Source organism: Actinomadura sp. GTD37, assembly GCF_041951365.1.
Lineage (GTDB): Bacteria > Actinomycetota > Actinomycetes > Streptosporangiales > Streptosporangiaceae > Spirillospora.
This window is the reverse complement of record NZ_JBGNUS010000001.1, coordinates 1,630,234-1,648,915: the sequence shown is the minus strand read 5'-3', so window position 1 is coordinate 1,648,915 and position 18,682 is coordinate 1,630,234. Positions and strand designations below refer to the sequence as shown.

At 73.7% G+C, this 18,682-nt stretch carries 16 protein-coding genes; 4 read left to right on the top strand and 12 right to left on the bottom strand.

What is annotated here, in order from left to right:
- Positions 1 to 116: 116 nt before the first annotated feature.
- Positions 117 to 1,547, bottom strand: a complete 1,431-nt coding sequence (gene ahcY, locus ACA511_RS07985) for an adenosylhomocysteinase (protein WP_375023406.1) — start codon at positions 1,545 to 1,547, stop codon at positions 117 to 119.
- Positions 1,548 to 1,716: 169 nt separating this feature from the next.
- Between ahcY and ACA511_RS07980 the strand changes: the two genes are divergently transcribed.
- Entirely contained in the window at positions 1,717 to 2,070 is a 354-nt protein-coding gene (locus tag ACA511_RS07980) for a MerR family transcriptional regulator (RefSeq protein WP_375023405.1), read from the top strand.
- A 26-nt stretch (positions 2,071 to 2,096) separates the two neighbouring features.
- Here the strand turns inward: ACA511_RS07980 and ACA511_RS07975 are convergent, their stop codons facing one another.
- From ACA511_RS07975 to ACA511_RS07945, 7 genes are all read right to left on the bottom strand, one after another.
- Entirely contained in the window at positions 2,097 to 2,771 is a 675-nt protein-coding gene (locus ACA511_RS07975) for a response regulator (protein ID WP_375023404.1), read from the bottom strand.
- A gap of 30 nt (positions 2,772 to 2,801) precedes the next feature.
- The gene (locus ACA511_RS07970; protein ID WP_375023403.1) at positions 2,802 to 4,385 is read right to left on the bottom strand and encodes a sensor histidine kinase; all 1,584 of its coding nucleotides are present in this window, start codon (positions 4,383 to 4,385) and stop codon (positions 2,802 to 2,804) included.
- 386 nt (positions 4,386 to 4,771) lie between these two features.
- Positions 4,772 to 5,737 (bottom strand): cation diffusion facilitator family transporter, encoded by a 966-nt coding sequence (locus ACA511_RS07965; protein WP_375023402.1) that lies wholly within the window; start codon positions 5,735 to 5,737, stop codon positions 4,772 to 4,774.
- Positions 5,738 to 6,889 (bottom strand): SIS domain-containing protein, encoded by a 1,152-nt coding sequence (locus tag ACA511_RS07960; protein ID WP_375023401.1) that lies wholly within the window; start codon positions 6,887 to 6,889, stop codon positions 5,738 to 5,740.
- Positions 6,886 to 7,068 (bottom strand): Trm112 family protein, encoded by a 183-nt coding sequence (locus tag ACA511_RS07955; protein ID WP_138636623.1) that lies wholly within the window; start codon positions 7,066 to 7,068, stop codon positions 6,886 to 6,888. The genes ACA511_RS07960 and ACA511_RS07955 overlap by 4 nt, the downstream gene beginning before the upstream one ends.
- 45 nt (positions 7,069 to 7,113) lie before the next feature.
- Complete coding sequence (locus tag ACA511_RS07950) at positions 7,114 to 8,469, bottom strand: phosphomannomutase/phosphoglucomutase (protein ID WP_375023400.1); 1,356 nt, start codon at positions 8,467 to 8,469, stop codon at positions 7,114 to 7,116.
- Positions 8,470 to 8,628: 159 nt separating this feature from the next.
- Positions 8,629 to 9,009, bottom strand: coding sequence for a DUF3499 domain-containing protein (locus tag ACA511_RS07945; RefSeq protein ID WP_375023399.1), 381 nt, complete (start codon positions 9,007 to 9,009; stop codon positions 8,629 to 8,631).
- A gap of 189 nt (positions 9,010 to 9,198) precedes the next feature.
- On the opposite strand from ACA511_RS07945, the gene ACA511_RS07940 reads away from it, so the two are divergent.
- Positions 9,199 to 9,684, top strand: coding sequence for a metallopeptidase family protein (locus ACA511_RS07940; RefSeq protein ID WP_375023398.1), 486 nt, complete (start codon positions 9,199 to 9,201; stop codon positions 9,682 to 9,684).
- Between the two features lie 40 nt (positions 9,685 to 9,724).
- Here the strand turns inward: ACA511_RS07940 and ACA511_RS07935 are convergent, their stop codons facing one another.
- From ACA511_RS07935 to ACA511_RS07920, 4 genes are all read right to left on the bottom strand, one after another.
- Entirely contained in the window at positions 9,725 to 11,170 is a 1,446-nt protein-coding gene (locus tag ACA511_RS07935) for a DUF5719 family protein (protein ID WP_375023397.1), read from the bottom strand.
- Between the two features lie 3 nt (positions 11,171 to 11,173).
- Positions 11,174 to 14,455: a glycosyltransferase gene (locus ACA511_RS07930; protein ID WP_375023396.1), complete on the bottom strand. Its 3,282-nt coding sequence runs from the start codon at positions 14,453 to 14,455 to the stop codon at positions 11,174 to 11,176.
- Between the two features lie 157 nt (positions 14,456 to 14,612).
- Positions 14,613 to 14,828, bottom strand: a complete 216-nt coding sequence (locus ACA511_RS07925) for a WhiB family transcriptional regulator (protein ID WP_171064042.1) — start codon at positions 14,826 to 14,828, stop codon at positions 14,613 to 14,615.
- A 264-nt stretch (positions 14,829 to 15,092) separates the two neighbouring features.
- Positions 15,093 to 16,016, bottom strand: a complete 924-nt coding sequence (locus ACA511_RS07920) for a hypothetical protein (protein WP_375023395.1) — start codon at positions 16,014 to 16,016, stop codon at positions 15,093 to 15,095.
- A 359-nt stretch (positions 16,017 to 16,375) separates the two neighbouring features.
- Here ACA511_RS07920 and cofD point away from each other — a divergent pair, with 359 nt between their 5' ends.
- Positions 16,376 to 17,329 carry a 2-phospho-L-lactate transferase gene (gene cofD / locus ACA511_RS07915; RefSeq protein WP_375023394.1) on the top strand — a complete coding sequence of 318 codons (954 nt, stop codon included), beginning with the start codon at positions 16,376 to 16,378 and terminating at the stop codon, positions 17,327 to 17,329.
- Positions 17,326 to 18,612 (top strand): coenzyme F420-0:L-glutamate ligase, encoded by a 1,287-nt coding sequence (locus tag ACA511_RS07910; protein WP_375023392.1) that lies wholly within the window; start codon positions 17,326 to 17,328, stop codon positions 18,610 to 18,612. The genes cofD and ACA511_RS07910 overlap by 4 nt, the downstream gene beginning before the upstream one ends.
- The last annotated feature ends 70 nt before the right edge of the window (positions 18,613 to 18,682 follow it).

Here is an 18,682-nt window from a genome sequence, read left to right as displayed (position 1 = left end):
CGAGATCCTGATCGCGCAGCGAGCCGCTAGGCGAGACGGAGCGATGCGGCAATCGCACGTTCTGTCTGGGCGGCCGGGGGCCGCGGCGCCCCGCCCGCCCAGCAGAACAAATGAACTCAGTACCGGTAGTGGTCGGGCTTGTAGGGGCCCTCCACGTGGACGCCGATGTAGTCGGCCTGCTCCTTGGTGAGCTCGGTGAGCTTGACGCCGAGGGCGTCAAGGTGGAGGCGGGCGACCTTCTCGTCCAGGTGCTTCGGCAGGACGTAGACGCCGACCGGGTACTCGTCGGTCTTGGTGAACAGCTCGATCTGCGCGATGACCTGGTTCGTGAACGAGTTGGACATCACGAACGACGGGTGGCCGGTGGCGCAGCCGAGGTTCATCAGGCGGCCCTCGGCGAGGACGATGATCGAGTGGCCGTCGGCGAAGCGCCACTCGTGCACCTGCGGCTTGATCTCGATCTTCTCGATGCCGTCGGTCTTGGCGAGGCCGGCCATGTCGATCTCGTTGTCGAAGTGGCCGATGTTGGAGACGATCGCCTGGTGCTTCATCCGCGCCATGTGGGCGGCCGTGATGATGTTGAAGTTGCCGGTGGTCGACACGAAGATGTCGGCGATCTCGACAGCGTCGTCCAGGGTGGTGACCTGGAAGCCGTCCATCGCGGCCTGGAGCGCGCAGATGGGGTCGATCTCGGTGACGATGACGCGGGCGCCCTGGCCGCGCAGCGCGTCCGCGCAGCCCTTGCCGACGTCGCCGTAGCCGCACACGACGGCGACCTTGCCGCCGATCAGCACGTCCGTCGCGCGGTTCAGGCCGTCGATGACGGAGTGCCGGCAGCCGTACTTGTTGTCGAACTTCGACTTGGTGACCGAGTCGTTGACGTTGATCGCCGGGAACGCGAGCGTGCCGGCCTTCGCCATCTCGTAGAGGCGGTGGACGCCGGTGGTGGTCTCCTCGGTGACGCCCTTGATCGCGGCGGCGGTCTCGGTCCAGCGGCCGGGCTTCTCGGCGATCGTGCGGCGCAGGGTGTCGAGGACGATGCCCAGCTCCTCGGGGTCGTCCTCGGTGGCGGTCGGCACGGCGCCCGCCTTCTCGTACTCGACGCCCTTGAGGACGAGCATGGTGGCGTCGCCGCCGTCGTCGAGGATCATGTTCGGGCCGGTGCCGTCCGGCCACTGCAGGGCCTGGTCGGTGCACCACCAGTACTCTTCGAGCGTCTCGCCCTTCCACGCGAACACCGGGACGCCCTTCGGGGCGTCGGCGGTGCCGTCCTTGCCGACGACGATCGCGGCGGCGGCGTGGTCCTGCGTGGAGAAGATGTTGCAGGACACCCAGCGGACGTCGGCGCCGAGGTCGACCAGCGTCTCGATCAGCACGGCCGTCTGGATCGTCATGTGCAGCGAGCCCATGATCTTGGCGCCGCGCAGCGGCTGGGCGGCGGCGTACTCCGCGCGCACCGCCATCAGGCCCGGCATCTCGTGCTCGGCGAGCCGGATCTCCCGCCGCCCGAAATCGGCCAGCGACAGGTCGGCGACCTTGTAGTCCATGCGTTCGTGCTCCCTTGGGTCGATGGCGCGCGGTCGGCGTGTGCGGGCCGGTACGCGAGTCCTTGACGGGCGCCTGCGGGCCGCGTCAACGCCGCGAGTCTACGGGCGGCCGAGGCGCCAAGGCACGCCCGAGGGCGACTTCCTAACACGAATTTGTCAGAATTGCTCCATGCGCATCACGGAGGCCGCCCGGCGGCTCGGCACCTCGCCCCGCATGCTCCGCTACCGCGAGGCCCTCGGGCTGCTGCCCGTCACCCGCGACGCGGCCCTGACCAGGCGCGGGAACGGCCACCGGCGGTTCGGCGAGGCCGAGCTGCGGGCCGTCGCGCTCGCCCTCGCCCTGGAGAAGCGCTACGACATCGGCCCGGCCGAGCTCGCGTTCGGAGTGCGCGTCCTGGCCGAGCCGCAGGTGCAGGCGCACGTGCGCGAACTCGGCGAGCGCATCGGACGGCTGTCCGCGCCGCCGGCCCGCGCGCTCGACTTCGAGAAGGAGAAGGCGATGCGCCTGCTGCGCCGGCGCTGACCACCGCGATCCGCCCCAGTCTGCGGCTAGTTCGCGGCGTTCTCGCCCGGGACCACCACGCCCGACTCGTAGGCGAGCATCACGGCCTGCGCGCGGTCGCGCAGGCCCAGCTTGGTGAAGACGCGCGCCACATGCGTCTTCACGGTGTGCTCGCTGACCACGAGGCGCCGGGCGATCTCCCCGTTGGACAGGCCGCCCGCGATCAGCACGAGGACCTCGGTCTCCCGGGCGGTCAGCGTCGCCAGCTCCGCCGGGGCCTGCGGCCGGTTCCGGCGCTGCTTGGTGAACTCGCGGATGAGCCGCCCGGTCACCTGCGGGGCCAGCAGCGAGTCGCCCCGCGCCACCACCCGGACGGCGGAGACGAGCTCGTCGGCCGTCGCGTCCTTCAGCAGGAAGCCGCTGGCGCCGACGGCGAGCGCCTCGTAGACGTACTCGTCCACGTCGAACGTCGTCAGCACCAGCACGCGGACGCTCTCGGCACCGGGGAGGGCGAGGATCCGGCGGGTGGCCTCGATGCCGTCCATGCCGGGCATCCGGATGTCCATGACGACGACGTCGGGACGGGTCCGCGAGGCGAGCACGACCGCCTCGCGGCCGTCGCCGGCCTCGCCGACGACGGTGATGTCGTCCTGCGCGGCGAGCAGGGCGGCGAACCCGGCCCGCACGATCGTCTGGTCGTCCACGACCAGCACGTTGATCACCGGAGCCGTCCCGGAACTGCGGCGCGGCGGTCAGGGGCGATGCCCGGGGGGCGCCTGCGAACCGTGTCCACGGTGGGAATTCCCCTCCCTCGTCAGCGGAAGCTCGGCCTCCACCAGGAACCCGCCCTCGGCGGCCGGCCCGGCGGAGAACCGCCCGCCCAGCATGGTCGCACGTTCCCGCATCCCGACGAGCCCGTGTCCGCCACCGGACTCCGGCGACTCCAGCCGGGTGCGCCCGTCCGCGCCTCCATCGTCGAGGGTCGGGCCCGCGGGGTCCAGTATCGCGGTACGGGGACGGGGGCCGTCCCGGTTCAGCACCTGCGTCCGCGCGGACGCGCCGTCGTCGCGGACGCGGACCTCCAGCCGGTCCGCCATGAACATCAGGTCGACGTGGACGCCCGCGCCGGGCGCGTGCCGCCGCGCGTTCGTCAGCGCCTCCTGGACGATCCGGTACGCCGACAGCTCGACCGTCGTGGACAGCCCGCGCGGGTCGCCGTGGACGGCGAGGTCGACGTGCCCGCCCGCGCCGCGGTGCTGCTCGATCAGGTCGGGCAGCCGGTCGAGCCGCGGCTGCGGGGAGTTCGCCGCGTCCGGCTCGGGCTTGGCGTCGGCGCGCAGCACGCTGAGCAGCCGCCGCATCTCCACCAGCGCCTCCCGCGCCGTCTTGGCGATCTCGGTGTAGCCGGCGCGGGCCTCGGCCGACAGGTCCTCCATCGTGTACGGGGCGGTCTCCGCCTGCACCGCGATCATGGAGACGGAGTGCGCGACGACGTCGTGCAGCTCGCGGGCGATGCGGGCCCGCTCCCGCATGACGGCCTGCTCCCGCTGGACGGCGGTGAGCCGGGTGAGGGTCTCGTTGGTGCGCTCGGCGGCCGCGGCCTCCGTCCGCCCGGCGGACTCGACGACGCGCCGCGCGTCGCCGAGCCCGATGGCGGCGAGGACGGCGACGATCGGCGCGGGCCACGGGATCTCGTCGAGCGTCCCGGCGGCGAGGTAGACGACGGCGATCGTGGCGACGCTGCCGATCGCGAGGACGCCGGTGGACTGGCGCGGCAGCCGCCGTCCCAGCGCGTACAGCGTGTAGAGCGCCGCGAAGCTCGTGGTGACGAGCAGGATCTGCCCGGTGAGCAGGCTCGCCGCGACCGCGCTGAGCACGACGGCGGCGACCGGGCGCAGGTTCTCCCGGCGCCAGACGAGCGGGAGCGTCGCCGCGACCGCGAACCCGCCGGCGAGGCTGAGCGGGGAGTCGACGCGGGGCGCCAGCTCGGCCAGCGCGGCGATGGTCAGCGCGAAGCCGGTCAGCGGGGCGAAGTACCAGGAGCCGACGACCTCCCGCCAGGTGTTGATCCACCGGGGCAGCGGCGCCGTCGGGCCCGCCGCCCCCGGCATGCCGGGCGTGCCGGGCGCCGGGCGCCGTCCCGCGCCGCCGGTCAGCCGAGCGCCGAGCCGCACCGCCAGGGGACGCAGCAACGTCCCGATACCGGTGAGGATCCACAGCAGCAGCTGGCCGACGCCCGCCACGATCCGGCCGGACAGCCGCCACGCGTGGTGCGCGACGGCTGGGCCGAACCCCGCGGGGCCGGGTCCGGTCCGGGCCTTGTCATCGGGAATCACCCCTCAATACTGACCGCTGCGGAGCGAAGTCACCTCACCGCGCGGATGTATAGGGAGGAGGCGGGTCCACCTGGAGTACGACGCGGGTTCCCTCCTTGAGGGGGACGTACAGGTGAGGACCGCGAACGTAATGTCTTAATCGTGACCGCGACGGTGGCCGTCGCCGGCGTAGGGGGTTCGGCGGCGCCACCGCGGTCACACCAGAACCGTCCGGTTTCAGGGGTCCGGGCGGGGAGGCATGGGAAGCACCTCGCCGGACGGCCGCGATCCGCCTCCGCGGAGGCATCGCCGGTCTCGCCTGGGCTGGGGAACGGCCGGCAGTGCGGCGGCCGTCCGGCGAGGGGTTCCCATGTTCCTGAGGTGGGCCAGAGGCGGGCCGTGGACGGTCAGGACGACGCCGGCGCCTCCGGGGCGCTCTCCGCGTCCGTGACACCCTTGCGGGACGCCTCGTCCAGCGCCGGCTCCAGGTAGATCAGCTTCGCCTCGGGGAACTGCGCCCGGATCTTCGCCTCGGCCGCGTCGATGCCCCGCGCCACCTCGGCGGCCGTGTCGTCGTGGTAGACGGCGATCTTCGCGGCGATCAGCAGCGCCTCCGGGCCGAGGTACTCGGTCCTGATGTGGATCAGGCGGGCGACCTCCTCCACCGACTCCAGCGCCTCGACGATCTGCTGCTCGGTCGCGGGGTCGACGCCCTCGCCGATCAGCAGGCTCTTGGTCTCGATCGCCAGGATCGTCGCGACCACGCCGAGCAGCACGCCGATCGCGACCGTGCCGACGCCGTCCCAGACGCCGTCGCCGGTGGCCACGGCCATCGAGACGCCGAACAGCGCGAGGAACAGGCCGACCAGGGCCGCGAGGTCCTCCAGCAGGACGACCGGCAGCTCGGGCGCCTTGGCGCGGCGGATGAACGCCCACCAGGACTGGCCGCCCCGGACCTGGTTCGACTCCTTGATCGCGGTGCGGAAGGAGAACGTCTCCAGCACGATCGCGACGATCAGCACGGCGAACGCCCAGATCGGGGACTTGACCTCCTCCGGGTGGGAGATCTTGTGGTAGCCCTCGTACAGCGAGAACGCCGAACCGACGGTGAACAGGACGACCGCGACGACGAACGCGTAGAAGTAGCGCTCGCGGCCGTAGCCGAACGGGTGCTCCGGCGTCCGGTCGCGCTCGGACCGCTTGCGGCCGATCAGCAGCAGGCCCTGGTTCCCGGAGTCGGCCACCGAGTGGATCGACTCCGCCAGCATCGACGACGAACCGGTGAACGCGAACGCGACGGCCTTGGACACCGCGATCCCGAGGTTGGCGGCCAGCGCGGCGACGATGGCCTTTGTTCCACCCTCAGCACTCATCTACGTAATCCTCGCTTTGAGCTCGTCAACGGCAGGCACGGGCGTCGGATCCACGCCCAGTGCGATAGCCAAGTAAACCGTGACATAGTCCGCCAGGGCGATCAGTGTCGCGATTCTCTCCAGGGGATGCTCGCCCTCGGCGCGGACCTCGGTGACCGCGACGCCCCGGTCGCGCGCCATCGCGACGGACGCCTCGCAGCGCCTGCGCACCCGGTCATGCTCCTCCACGTCCCGCAGGACGACGAGGTGCAGACCGTGCTCGGGGTCGTCCGTTCGGTCGCGGAAGAAATAGTCGTCGCCTGAGGATGTGGGGGCGGGGGTGCTGCCGTGCGCGAAGTAGCCGTCGAACACCGCGATCTGCCCGTGGCCGGTCTCCGGCACCTCGCCGAAGACCGCCGGGTACTTGGCGTTCTTGGCGAGCTGGCCGCACAGCCGGTACGCCGCCGCCACCGCCACGTCGGACGAGCCCCACACGAGCGGCACGTCCCCGGCCAGGTCTAGCGCGATCCGCTTCGCCGGGTTGACGAACGGCTCGCTGGACGGACGGCAGCGGTGCGCGACGTCCTCCAGCCGCGCGGCCGTGGACTCCAGCACCGCACCGGGGACGTCCGCCAGGCGCAGCGCGTGCGCGGCGAGGACCAGCGGGACCGCCAGCCCCCACAGCGCCGAGCGCGGCTGCCCCGCCGACCGCACGGGGACGAACAGCCCGCGGGTCCGCGCCGCCAGGTCGGCGAGCGGCGACTCCGCCGCGCCGACGAACATCAGCCTGCATCCGCGCCGGGCCGCCTCGACGGCGACCTCCAGGGTCTCCTCGGTGCTCCCCGAGGAGGACACCGCGATCACCAGGTCGGCCGCGCCCACCCAGCCGGGCAGCCGGTGGCCGCGCACCGTGAGCACCGGGACCGCGCAGCCCACGCCGCACACGGCCGCGAGCACGTCGCCCGCGATGCCGGAGCCGCCCATGCCGGCGACCACGACCGCGCGCGGGCGGCCGTCCTCGGCCAGCCCGCCGACGCCCGCCTCGGCCGCCGCCCGCTGCGCCTCGCGCACCTGCGCCGCCGACGAGGCGACCTGCCGCAGCATCCCGCCGGGATCGGCCGCCTCGATCGCCTCGGCGGCCTCCAGCCTGGAGGGGTCCAGCCCTCCTGTCACGGGGCGGGGGTCCTCGCCTCGTCGACGAGCAGGACGGGGATGTCGTCGCGGACGGGGTAGGCGTAGCCGCAGGAACCGGTGCACACCAGCTCGTCGGCGCCCTCGTCGGCGCGCAGGTCGCCACCGCAGTTCGGGCAGGCGAGGATCTCCAGCAGCCAGGAGTCCAGCTTCATCGTCATGGCAGCGTCACTTCTCCCTACGGTCGGTCTTGCCCGACCCTGTCGTCACTTGTCCCTGACCAGGGCCAGGACTTCGTCGCGGATGGCCGCCATGGTCCGCTCGTCGCCGGCCTCGGCGTTGAGGCGCAGCAGCGGCTCGGTGTTGGACGGGCGCAGGTTGAACCACCATCCGGCGGACTCGTCGCCCACGGTCAGCCCGTCCAGCTCGTCGATCTGGACGCCGGGCCGCCCGGCGAAGGCGTCCTCGACCTTCGCGGCGGCGGCGTCCTGGTCGGCGACCTCGCTGTTGATCTCGCCGGACGCGACGTAGCGGGTGTACTCGCCGAGCAGCTCCGACAGCGGCCCGTCCTGCTCGCCGAGCGCGGCGAGGACGTGCAGGGCCGCGAGCATGCCGGAGTCGGCGAACCAGAAGTCGCGGAAGTAGAAGTGCGCCGAGTGCTCGCCGCCGAACACCGCGCTCGTCTCCGCCATCGTCTGCTTGATGAACGAGTGGCCGACGCGGGTGCGGACCGGCGTCCCGCCGTGCTCGGACACGATCTCCGGGACGGCCTTGGACGTGATCAGGTTGTGCACGATCGAGGAGCCGGGGTGCTTGGCCAGCTCCCGCGTCGCGACCAGCGCGGTGATCGCGGACGGGGCGACGATCTCGCCGCGCTCGTCCACCACGAAGCAGCGGTCGGCGTCGCCGTCGAACGCGAGCCCGATGTCGGCGCCCGTCTCGCGGACCTTGGCCTGGAGGTCGCGCAGGTTCTCGGGCTCGATCGGGTTGGCCTCGTGGTTGGGGAAGGTGCCGTCCAGCTCGAAGTACATCGGCACGAGGTCGATCGGCAGGCCCTCGAACACCGACGGGACGGTGTGCCCGCCCATGCCGTTGCCCGCGTCCACGACGACCTTCAGCGGGCGGATCCCGGTGAGGTCGACCAGCGTCTTCAGGTGCTCGGCGTAGCCCTTGAGGACGTCCCGCCGCGACACGGTGCCCGGTTCGCCGTCGTACGCGGGGACGCCGCTCTCGATCATCTCGCGGATCTCGCCGAGGCCGGTGTCGCGGCCGACCGGGCGCGCGCCGGAACGGCACAGTTTCAGCCCGTTGTACCTGGCGGGGTTGTGGCTCGCGGTGAACATCGCGCCGGGCAGGTCGAGGCTGCCGCTGGCGTAGTAGAGCAGGTCGGTGGAGCCGAGCCCGGCCTCGATCACGTCCGCGCCCTGGGACGTGGCGCCCCGCGCGAACGCCTCGGACAGCGGGACGGACGACTCGCGCATGTCGTGCGCGGTGACGATCGCGCTCGCCCCGGTCACCCGCACGAACGCCGCCCCGGCCGCCTCGGCGATCTCGGGGTCGAGCTCGTCCGGGACGACGCCGCGGATGTCGTACGCCTTGAAGATCTTGCCGAGGTCGCCCACTCCTGCTCCCTGTCCGAAAACCGTGCCCGGAAGATTGTGTGCCCAGGAGATCCTGTGCCCCGTGAAACCGGGTTCACGAGCCTACCGGGAAGGGCGGACGCGACCGGCCGCGACATCACCCGGGCGGCGGCGGTGAATCCGCCGCGGAGCGGGTTGGGGCTAGTCCTGGCCGGGCTGGGTGGCGGCGGGCTCGGAGCGCAGTACGCGCAGGTGGCCGCGGCGGCCGATCTCCGTCCCCTGGCCCACGGGTTCGTGGCCCGATCCGGGGGCGGGCTTGGCGGCCTCCCGGACGGCGTCGGCGAGGGCCTCCAGGTCGTCCGCGCTGGGCTCGGTCTCCTCCTCGACGGGGAGCCGCACCAGTTCCCACCCCATCGGGGCGGTGAGCCGCTCGGAGTGCTCCGCGCACAGGTCGTAGCAGTGCGGCTCTGCGTACGTGGCGAGCGGCCCCAAGACCGCAGTGGAGTCGCGGTAGACGTACGTGAGCGTGAACACTGCGGGCGCCTTGCAGGCGGTGCGGGAGCAGGTGCGGACGGGGCTCACGATGGCTGACCGTACCTCCCTCCCAGCGGCTCCGCCACCACCCCGGCGCCCGTGTCGCCGTTACCGGGTGATTTCCGGGGTAAGAACTACATTCCGTACGACCCCGAATTCTCACCGTGCGGGATCTGGCGATACGTGTCCTCGGGCCTCTGCGCGGGGCGGCGGCGTCCACGGAGGTAGGCTGGACGCGTGCGATCCCGTGTGGCAGGCGGACGGCGCCGCGACCGGCACGGTCGTGGCCTCCGTGGCCCTCTGACGCCCCCGCAGGCGCCGGTCTCGCGGACCCGCGCGGAGCGGTTCGACGACCTCGTCGACGACGAGGTGCGCCGGCTGGTCCAGCGCTGGGGCCGGGAGCTGGCCCGCGTGGAGTTCGCCGTCGACGACGTCCCGGACGTCGGGCCGGGGTTCGACGGCCCCGTCCCGCTCGGGGCGACGCTTCTGCACGCCCCGCCCGGTGCCGAGCGTCCGGCGGGCTCCGACCCGGGTGAGGACGACCCGGGTGAGGACGGCCCGGCGGTGCGCATCGTGGTCTACCGCCGCCCCGTCGAGGCGCGCGCGTCCGGCGACGCCGAACTCGCCCGCCTGGTCCGCGACCTGCTGGTCGAGGAGGTCGCCGAGCTTCTCGGCCTCTCCCCCGAGTCCGTCGACCCGAGCTACGACTTCCCCGACGACTGAACGCCGCGGAGCCGGGCCCCGGGCCCACGCCCGCGCACGCTCAGCCGGGCGTCAGGGCGGTCTGGGAGTCGGCGGTGTCCGGAAGGTGGACGGTCGTCGCGGCGGGCATGATCGGCAGGATGGTGAACAGGTAGCCGTCGCCCTTGCCCTTGGCGAGGGTGCGGGACGCGTAGACGGGCGCCGAGCCGGGCTTCACGGTGATGACGGCGCCGAAGGCCGTCCCGTCCTTCGGGTCCGTGCCGGGCGGGGTCAGCTCGGTCTCGACGGTGCGCCCGGCCGGGACCCTGACCTCCTGCGGGCCGCTCCGGCCCGCCGCGTTGACGGTCGTGACCTGGACGGCCGCCGCGCCGTACGGCGCGGTGAGGACCAGCGACGAGTCGAACCGGTTGTCGGCGACGACGCCCGAGCCGGCCGCGGCGAGCGGCGCCGTGGCCGTGCCGTAGGCGATGTCGGCGCCGCGGGTGGCGGCGAAGCCCGCGAGGACGGGCCGGTCCGCGACCAGCCGGACGGCGGCGGCCTTCCCGGAGAGCGCGCCGGTGAGGGGCACGGACGTCACGGTCTTGGCGGGGGCGTCCAGGACGTCCTGCCCCTGCGGGGCGAACGCGCCGCCCGACGTGATGACCTGGACCTTGATGCGGGCGTCGGCGTCGCCGGGGACGGAGACCAGCAGCCGGCGCTGCCCGTCGCCGCCCGGCACGCCCGGGACGAGGACGGACGTCGCGGGCCCGCCCGACTGCGGCAGCCACTCGATGCCCTTCTTCTCGCCGATCCGGGCGCGCAGCGACGCGGCGACGCGGCCGCTCGTGGTCCGCACCCGCAGCGTGAGGTCGGCGGCGGACTTCACGATGTCGCCGAGGCCCTCCGCTGAGTCGCCGAGCTTCACGACCCTGGTCGTGTAGGGCGCGACGGGCGTGGCGAGCCCCTCGGCCGTGTCGAGGGGCCCCTCGCCGGACAGGGCGCTGAGGTCCACCGACGCAGGCTGCGCGTCCACGTTGGTGAGGTAGAGGTCGAGTTCGTCGGCGGAGACGGGGCCGGGGCTCATGAACCAGAGGTCGGTGCCAGGGACGGCGCAGCGGGCGCCGGCGAGGCCGCGGTCGGGGCCGGCGCCCCAGTGGGTGGTCTGCTCGGCCTCCAGTCCGGCGGCGAGGGCGCCGGTGGCGCGGAGGGTGTAGGAGTCCTCGCCGGACTTGGTGTCCTCGCCCCAGGCTTGCCCGGACGCGGTCATGGACGCGAACGGGGGGCCGCCCTTCGTCGGCGTCATGTCCACGCGCCCGGTCCCCTTCCGGGGCAGGGACTGGACGGCCAGCCGCCCGCCCTCGTGCCCCGGGCAGACCACCACGGCGTGGGTGACGGGCGCCGCACGGCCCTGCCCGGACGCCTCGCCCGGACGGGAGAACGTCGCGGCCCCGTACAGGGCGGCGACGGCGACGAGCATGAGGGCGGCGGTGGCGTAGCGCATGCCGAGAAGGCGCAGGACCTTGTCCACGGGTCAGGTCACCTCCTCGCGGCTCGGTTCGTTCAGCGGCTCTGGGGGCGGCTCGGGCTGGACGCGGGCATGGCTCGCGCGGCGGTGTCCGCGCCGTGCGCCGCGTGCGCCCCGTGCGCCGCGTGCACCCCGCCCGCCGAGTGCGCCGAGTGCGCCGCGCCGTCCGCGATGGCCTCGTTCCCGGTCGCCGGTGAACCCGAAGGTGTCGGCCTGGGCTCCCGGCAAGGCCAGGACGACGACGAGCAGGACGGCGACGCCCTGGACGACGATCCACGTGTGCCGCAGCCTGTCCGACCGTGTCAGCTTGAACTCGCCTCCGGTCGCGGGGATGTCGTATCCCTGCGCCCACCCGTCGACCGTGTGCTCACGGATCTCTTCGCCGTTCAGGGTTGCCCGCCAGCCTCCGTCGCCGGTTTCGGCCAGGAGCAGGGTGCGCTTGCCCGTACCCGGCGGGATCTGCACGCGGGCGTTGACGCGACCCGCCGGCAGCGGCGTGACCGTGGAGCCTTGCAGCAGCATCATCCGGGCGGACGTCGCCTGGAGCCGCCACACGGCGAACGTCCCGGTGCGGCTGAGGCGGGTCAGCTCAGGGGACGCGTCCAGAACCTTGGTGACGGGGTCCTCCCGGGGGTGCGGCACAAGGAGGTACTGGACGCCCATCCGGGTCAGTGCGGGCCCGTCGTCGCCTTCACGTCCTGCGGCGAGGCCGGAGACGAGGTCGTCCAGGCGTTCGTGGGCCTCGCCGCCCACGGTGACCTCTGATTCGCCCAGCCTCGGACGCTCGTCCCTGAGGACGGTGTAGGAGATCCGCCCGGTGGGCTCCCTGTGCAGGACGAGGGTTCTCGGCCCGCCCGGCGCGCGCAGGAACAGGGGGACGGTGTCGGGGTCGACCTTGCCGAGCGGCCCGCCGGCCCCGCCCGCCACCCAGAAACCGGCGGACAGCAGGGGCGCGGACAGCGCGGCGAGCACCACGACCGCCCCGCCCGCCCGGTAGACCAGGTGCTTGCCCGCGAGGGCCTCGGTGGCGCGCTGCACGGCGGCGGTCGCGGCGAGCAGCACCCCCGCCCCCGCGAAGATCAGCGCCACGCCGGGCCAGACCGGCGCCGCGTCCGCGCCCTTGGTGACGGTCGCGGCGCTGGTCAGCACGGCGACGAGCAGCCCGAACACGGCGAGCAGCCAGCCCGCCAGCACGCTGCCCCGGCGGCTGCGCAGCGGCAGCGCCAGCACGGCCACCGCGAGCAGGCCCGCGAGCGCCCACCGCGCGGGCGTGCCGGGCCCGCCCGGGTCGAGCGCCAGCAGCCCGGCGGCCGTCGCGGGCTCGAACTCCCGGTGCAGGCCCGCCTCGGTGAGGAGGCGGGACGGGTGCAGCAGGAGGCCCGCGGCCCACGGGAGCATCAGCAGCGGCGGCACGCCGAGCGCGATGCCGAGGTCGCGGCGGCCCTGCCGGTGCGCGGGACGGTCGAGCAGCGCCCACACCATCCCGGCCGTCAGCGCGGCGATGAGCCAGACGAGCGGGACGAACGCCGTCGCGGCGGCGAGCAGCAGCGCGACCGTCCAGGCGGCCCGTCCCGAGCGCTTGCGCCGCGTCGCGGCGTCGAACCGGGCGGCCTCCGAGCGCGGCAGCCCGTAGACGCGCGCCGCGTACAGGCCGATGAGCGGGAGCAGGACGAGGACGACCGCGGTGCCGAGCCGTCCGCCCGCGACGGCGCCGGTCGCGGCGGGCAGCAGCGCGTACACGGCGGCGAACCACGCGCGGACGGCGGACACGGGGACGCGGCGGCCCGCGGTGCGGGCGCGGCGTCCCGCCGGCTCGGCGACCAGCAGCCGGGACGCGCGGTAGGCGGTGAGCCCGGCGAGCGGCACGCTGCCCAGCAGCAGGACCGACACGGCCAGCCACGGCTTCCCGAACAGCACCGTCGACAACGCGGCGAGGACGCCGACATAGGGCGGGCTCCCCGCGCCGGTGCCGAGCCCGACCGGATGCCAGCCGGACAGGTACTGCTCCCACAGGTCGCTCGCGCCGCCCCACGCCGGGACGAGCGCGCCGCCGCCGAGCCGCCCGGCGGCGGTCAGCAGGGACCGCTCGGCGGCGACCGCGACGGCGGTCAGCGCGAGGACGAGCAGGACGCCGGGGCGGGCGAGGAACCGGCGGATCGGGCCGGGCTCGTCCACGACGATGTCGTCCTCGTGCTCCTCCCGCTCGCGCTCGTGGGCGGCGAGCCGCTCCGCGGCCGCCTCGACGGCCCGACGCAGCACGAGCCCGCGCGGCTGGAAGCGGCGGACGGTGCGGTGCACGCGGGCCCGGCCGTCCGCGCGGGCGGCCCGCGCGCGCCGCAGCCGGCCGGGGTCGCGCAGGACGTCGGCGAGCGCGCGCAGCTCCTCGCGGGCCGCGCCCGGCCGCTTGGTGGCCAGCAGGAACAGGGCGTGCACCAGCGACGCCCACACGTTGCGGACGGCGGCGCGCAGCATCGCGGGGAACGGCTGCCCGGCGAGCAGCGTGAACAGGGCGTTGCGCCGGTCGCGGCGGGCCGGATGGTCGGCCGTCATGCCGATCTCGCGGAGCCCGCGCCGGGACGCCTCCGCGTGGTACACGACCGCGTCGGTCGCCGTGACGACCCGCTGGCCGGCCGCGTGCACCCGCCAGCAGAAGTCCAGGTCGTCGCGGAAGATGCCGTACTCGACGTCGAAGCCGCCGAGTCGCTCCCACACGTCGCGGCGCACCAGCATCCCGGCGCTGCCGACGGCGAGGACGTCCCGGACGCCGTCGTGCTGGCCCTGGTCGAACTCGTCCCGGTCGAGGCCGCGCTCGCGGCGTCCGACGGCGTCGACGGTGACGCCCACCTCGCGGAGGACGCGCCGGTCGTCCCAGTCGCGGACCTTGGGGCCGAGCACCGCCACGTTCGGGTCGGCGCCGGCCGTGCGCAGCAGCTGGGCGAGCGCGTCGTGGGCGGGCGCGGAGTCGTCGTGCAGCAGCCAGATCCACTCGGTGCGCGGGTTCCCGGGGTCGTCGTCGGGGACGGGGGCGGACGCCGCGTCCTGCCGGAGCGCCTCCGCGATCGCCTCCCCGTAGCCGGTCGTGCGCGGCAGCGTGAGGACCTTGCCCGCGCCGACGACCTCGGCGAGCACGGCGGGCCCGCGGTCGCGGCTCCCGGTGTCCACGATCACGACGCGCTGCGCGGGGCGCGCCTGCGTCAGCAGCGCCTTCAGGGTCTCCGGAAGCCAGCGCGCGCCGTCGTGCGCGACGAGGACCGCCGTGACGACGTGGCGATCGAGAGTGGGGGCCAATGATCGCTCGATCTGTGGGACGACAGGGTCGTGCCGGAAAGGTACGGCAGCCGTGGCCGCCCCGGGCCCGCCCGGCTGCCAACTGTACGCGTGGCCGCGCGGGGCACGCTCCGGATACGCGGAGATCCGGGCGCGCGGCCCGGACGTCCCGCCGGCCTTAGACGGCCTGGCGCTTCAGCTTGCGCCGCTCCCGCTCGGAGAGTCCCCCCCAGATGCCGAAACGTTCATCGTGCTGCAGCGCGTACTCCAGGCACTCCGTACGCACCTCACATGCCCGGCACACCTTCTTGGCCTCGCGAGTGGAGCCGCCCTTCTCCGGAAAGAACGCCTCCGGGTCGGTCTGCGCGCACAGGGCGCGCTCCTGCCAGCCCATCTCTTCGCCGTCGCCGTCTGTGCCGTGCGCCAGCGGGATGACCACCTCGCTCACAGCGCACCTCCCTGCCCGTGGAACCCCCTGGTCAATGCCATCCCTCCGGTTCCTTCCCCCGAGAAGGCATTGAAACTACACGGACGAAATTACACGCGTGTACCTACTGCCCCGTCAAGCCGGAGAGGTTTCTTGGGCGACAAAACGGGTTATGCCGGGACGCCCTTTAGCTGGAGATCGGTTAATCGGGCGGCCGGCGGCGGACCGGGGTCACTGCGGCGGCGGGGGACGGTCGTCCCGGTACCAGTCGCCGCCCTGCTCCCCGCCCTGCGGCGGCGCGGGCTGGGTGCCCTGCGGGTTCTGGTCCTGGCCGGAGCCGCCGTAGGCCCGCGTCCACTCGCCCATGTCCTCGTCGGCGGCCGGCTGGTGCTCCGGCTGCCGGCCGGCCGGGTAGCCGCCGCTCTGGGCGCCGTACTGCTGGTAGTCCTGCTGCCCGTACTGCTGGGGCTGCTGCGGCTGCTGGCCGTACTGCTGCTGCCCGTACTGCTGCTGGGCCTGCTGCCCCTCGGCGCCCGCCTGCTGCCCGTACTGCTGGTACTGCTGCTGGCCGTACTGCTGCTGCTCGTAGCCCGGCTGCTGGCCGTACTCCTGCTGGCCGTACTGCTGGGGCTGCTGCCCGTACTGCTGCTGGCCCGGCTGCCCCTGCTGGTACCCGAAGTCGGGGTAGCCCTGCTGCATCTGCGGCTGCGGACGCGCGGGCTGCATCCCCTGGAACACGGTGAAGACGAACCATCCGCCCACGCCGACGACGGCGAGCTTCCCGGCGCCCTCCAGGAACGCGGACAGCTTCGTCAGGGCGGAGGTGTACTCGGAGTCGGCGAGCATCCCGCTGAGCCACGAGACGACCCCGAACAGGGCGATCCCGCCGAGGACGCCGAGCGCCCCCATGGTGATCGTCCTGGCCTGCGGCGTCTGCTGGTCGCCCCACGTCACCAGGAGCACCGCGAGGACGAGCAGCCCGACGATCGCGATCTGCAGGAACGTCCCGCCCTGGGTCTCGCCCAGGGCGCGCGAAGTGAACGAGCCGCCGCCGCCCAGAAGGTAGATGAGGCCCGCGAGCAAGTGCAGTCCCGCCGCGGCGAGCAGTACCCAGGCGGCCGGTTCGCGCAGGCGCTGGACGGCTTCCTTGTTCACGGTGCATTCTCCAGACCGAGGCAACCTATTTACACGCAAAGCTTTGCACAGTCTCGCGTGGGGGGGCGACCCCTGTTGGCCCAGGGGGGCGACCCCCTGGAACCCCCGTCAACGACGCAGGCGATCCTCACGCCGCCGTTACGGCCTGTCCTGCCCGTGCTGACGTGCGCGGCGTCGCTGCGGTCGCCTGCGTCGTCGGGCATGCCCGCTGCGCTCGCTTGCGCTCGCTCCGCGTGCCTGCCCGTACTCCGGTGGCTGGGGTCCTCTCCAAGAGGGGGATTCTTACTCATTCTGGAGGGTGGGGGTGGCTCGTGCAGGTGGGGGCTTGGTGGGATCGCGGAGCGCCGTAGGGTTGGGTTATGCGGATCGTGTGTCTGGCGGGTGGGATTGGCGGAGCCCGGTTCTTGCGCGGGTTGCGGGAAGCGGCTCCGGAGGCGGAGATCACCGTCATCGGCAATACCGGGGACGACATTTCGCTGTTCGGGTTGCGGGTGTGCCCCGATCTGGACACCGTGATGTACACGCTCGGCGGCGGCATCAACGAGGAGCAGGGGTGGGGGCGGGCGGACGAGACGTTCACCCTCAAGGAGGAGCTCGCCGCGTACGGGGTCGGGCCCGCATGGTTCGGGCTCGGGGACCGCGACTTCGCGACCCATATCGTCCGGACGCAGATGCTGGCGGCGGGGTACACGCTGTCGGCGGTCACCGAGGCTCTGTGCGACCGGTGGAAGCCGGGGGTCCGGCTCATTCCGATGACCGACGACCAGGTCGAGACGCATGTGGTCGTGGAGGACGAGAAGGGGCGGCGGGCGATCCACTTCCAGGAGTGGTGGGTGCGGCTGCGGGCGTCCGTTCCGGCGCTGTCGATAGCGGCGGTCGGCGCGGAGGACGCGAAGCCGGCGCCCGGTGTGCTCGCGGCGATCGACGCCGCCGATGTCGTGCTGTTCCCGCCGTCCAATCCCGTGGTGAGCATCGGGACGATCCTGGCGGTGCCCGGTATTCGGGACGCCATTGCGGCGAAGACCGTTGTCGGCGTCTCTCCCATCATCGGCGGGGCGCCCGTGCGCGGAATGGCGGACGCCTGCCTGACCGCGATAGGCGTCGACACGTCGGCTCAGGCGGTCGCCGAGCTCTACGGGCTCGGCCTGCTGGACGGGTGGCTCGTCGACGAGGCCGACGCGGACGTGCGGGTCGAGGGCATCGAGATCCGGTCCCGGCCGCTGCTGATGAGCGACGACCGGGCCACGGCGGGCATCGCGCGGGCGGCGCTGGATCTCGCGGTGGAGCTGAAGCGGGCGGAGGACGGCGCGTGAGGTTTGAGGTGTTCGGCGTCCCGGGGCTGCCCGAGGTCGCCGAGGGCGATGACATCGCGGCGCTGGTCCCGCCCGGCGCGGTCGAGGACGGTGACGTGCTCGTCGTCACGTCCAAGATCGTCAGCAAGGCGGAGGGCCGGGTCCTGGTCGCGGACGACCGGGAGAAGGCCATCGACTCCGAGACCGTGCGGGTCGTGGCGCGGCGGGCGCACGCGCGCGGCGAGACCCGGATCGTGGAGACGCGGCAGGGGCTCGTGCTCGCGGCGGCCGGGGTGGACGCGTCCAACACCAGGCCGGGGACCGTGCTGCTGCTGCCCGAGGACCCGGACGCGTCGGCGCGGCGGATCCGGGCCGGGGTGCGGGAGCGCGCCGGCGTCGACGTGGGCGTGATCGTGTCCGACACGCTGGGGCGGCCCTGGCGGAACGGGCTGATCGACGCCGCGATCGGCGTCGCGGGGCTGGAGCCGCTCAGCGACCTGCGCGGGCGGGACGACTCCTACGGCAACCGGCTCGACGCGACCATCACGGCCGTGGCGGACGAGATCGCCGCGGCGGGCGAGCTGGTCAAGGGCAAGCTCGACGGGGTGCCGATCGCCGTCGTGCGCGGGTTGGCGGGAATCGTCACGCCGGAGGACGGGCCGGGGGCGCGGGCGCTGGTGCGTCCGCCTTCTGAGGACATGTTCCGGTTCGGTTCGGCCGATGTGCTGCGTGCGCGCCGCACGATCCGGGAGTTCACCGGCGAGCCGGTCGACCCGGCGGCGGTGCGCCGGGCCGTGGGCGCGGCGATCACCGCGCCCGCGCCGCACCACACGACGCCGTGGCGGTTCGTCCTGCTGGAGTCGGCGGAGTCCCGGACGCGGCTGCTGGACGCGATGCGCGACGCCTGGGAGGCCGACCTGCGGCGGGACGGCTTCTCGGACGAGTCGGTCGCCAAGCGGCTGCGTCGCGGCGAGGTGCTGCGGCGGGCCCCGTACCTGGTGGTGCCGTGCCTGGTCATGGACGGTTCGCACGACTACCCGGACGAGCGCAGGTCGCGCGCCGAGCGCGAGATGTTCGTCGTGGCGGCGGGCGCGGCCGTGGAGAACCTGCTGGTCGCGCTGGCGGTCGAGGGGCTCGGCTCGTGCTGGGTGTCGAGCACGATGTTCTGCCGCGACGTCGTCCGCGACGTCCTCGACCTGCCGGACGAGTGGGACCCGATGGGCGCCGTCGGGGTCGGGCACGCGGCCGCGCCCCCGCGCGACCGTCCGCCGCGCGCCGCCGACGCCTTCATCGAGGTCAGATGACCGCTTCGACACGCCGTCGGCGCGGGGAGCGCCCGGCCTCGTGCCGGGGGCCGTCCCCCAGGTGGACACT

What these genes read in the sequence shown, in the direction of transcription:
- ACA511_RS07980 (WP_375023405.1), top strand. Translation starts at nt 1,717, where the DNA reads ATGCGCATCACGGAGGCCGCCCGGCGGCTCGGCACCTCGCCCCGCATG.
- cofD (WP_375023394.1), top strand. Translation starts at nt 16,376, where the DNA reads ATGCGGATCGTGTGTCTGGCGGGTGGGATTGGCGGAGCCCGGTTCTTG.
- ACA511_RS07925 (WP_171064042.1), bottom strand. Translation starts at nt 14,828, where the DNA reads ATGGGCTGGCAGGAGCGCGCCCTGTGCGCGCAGACCGACCCGGAGGCG.
- ahcY (WP_375023406.1), bottom strand. Translation starts at nt 1,547, where the DNA reads ATGGACTACAAGGTCGCCGACCTGTCGCTGGCCGATTTCGGGCGGCGG.
- ACA511_RS07965 (WP_375023402.1), bottom strand. Translation starts at nt 5,737, where the DNA reads ATGAGTGCTGAGGGTGGAACAAAGGCCATCGTCGCCGCGCTGGCCGCC.
- ACA511_RS07955 (WP_138636623.1), bottom strand. Translation starts at nt 7,068, where the DNA reads ATGACGATGAAGCTGGACTCCTGGCTGCTGGAGATCCTCGCCTGCCCG.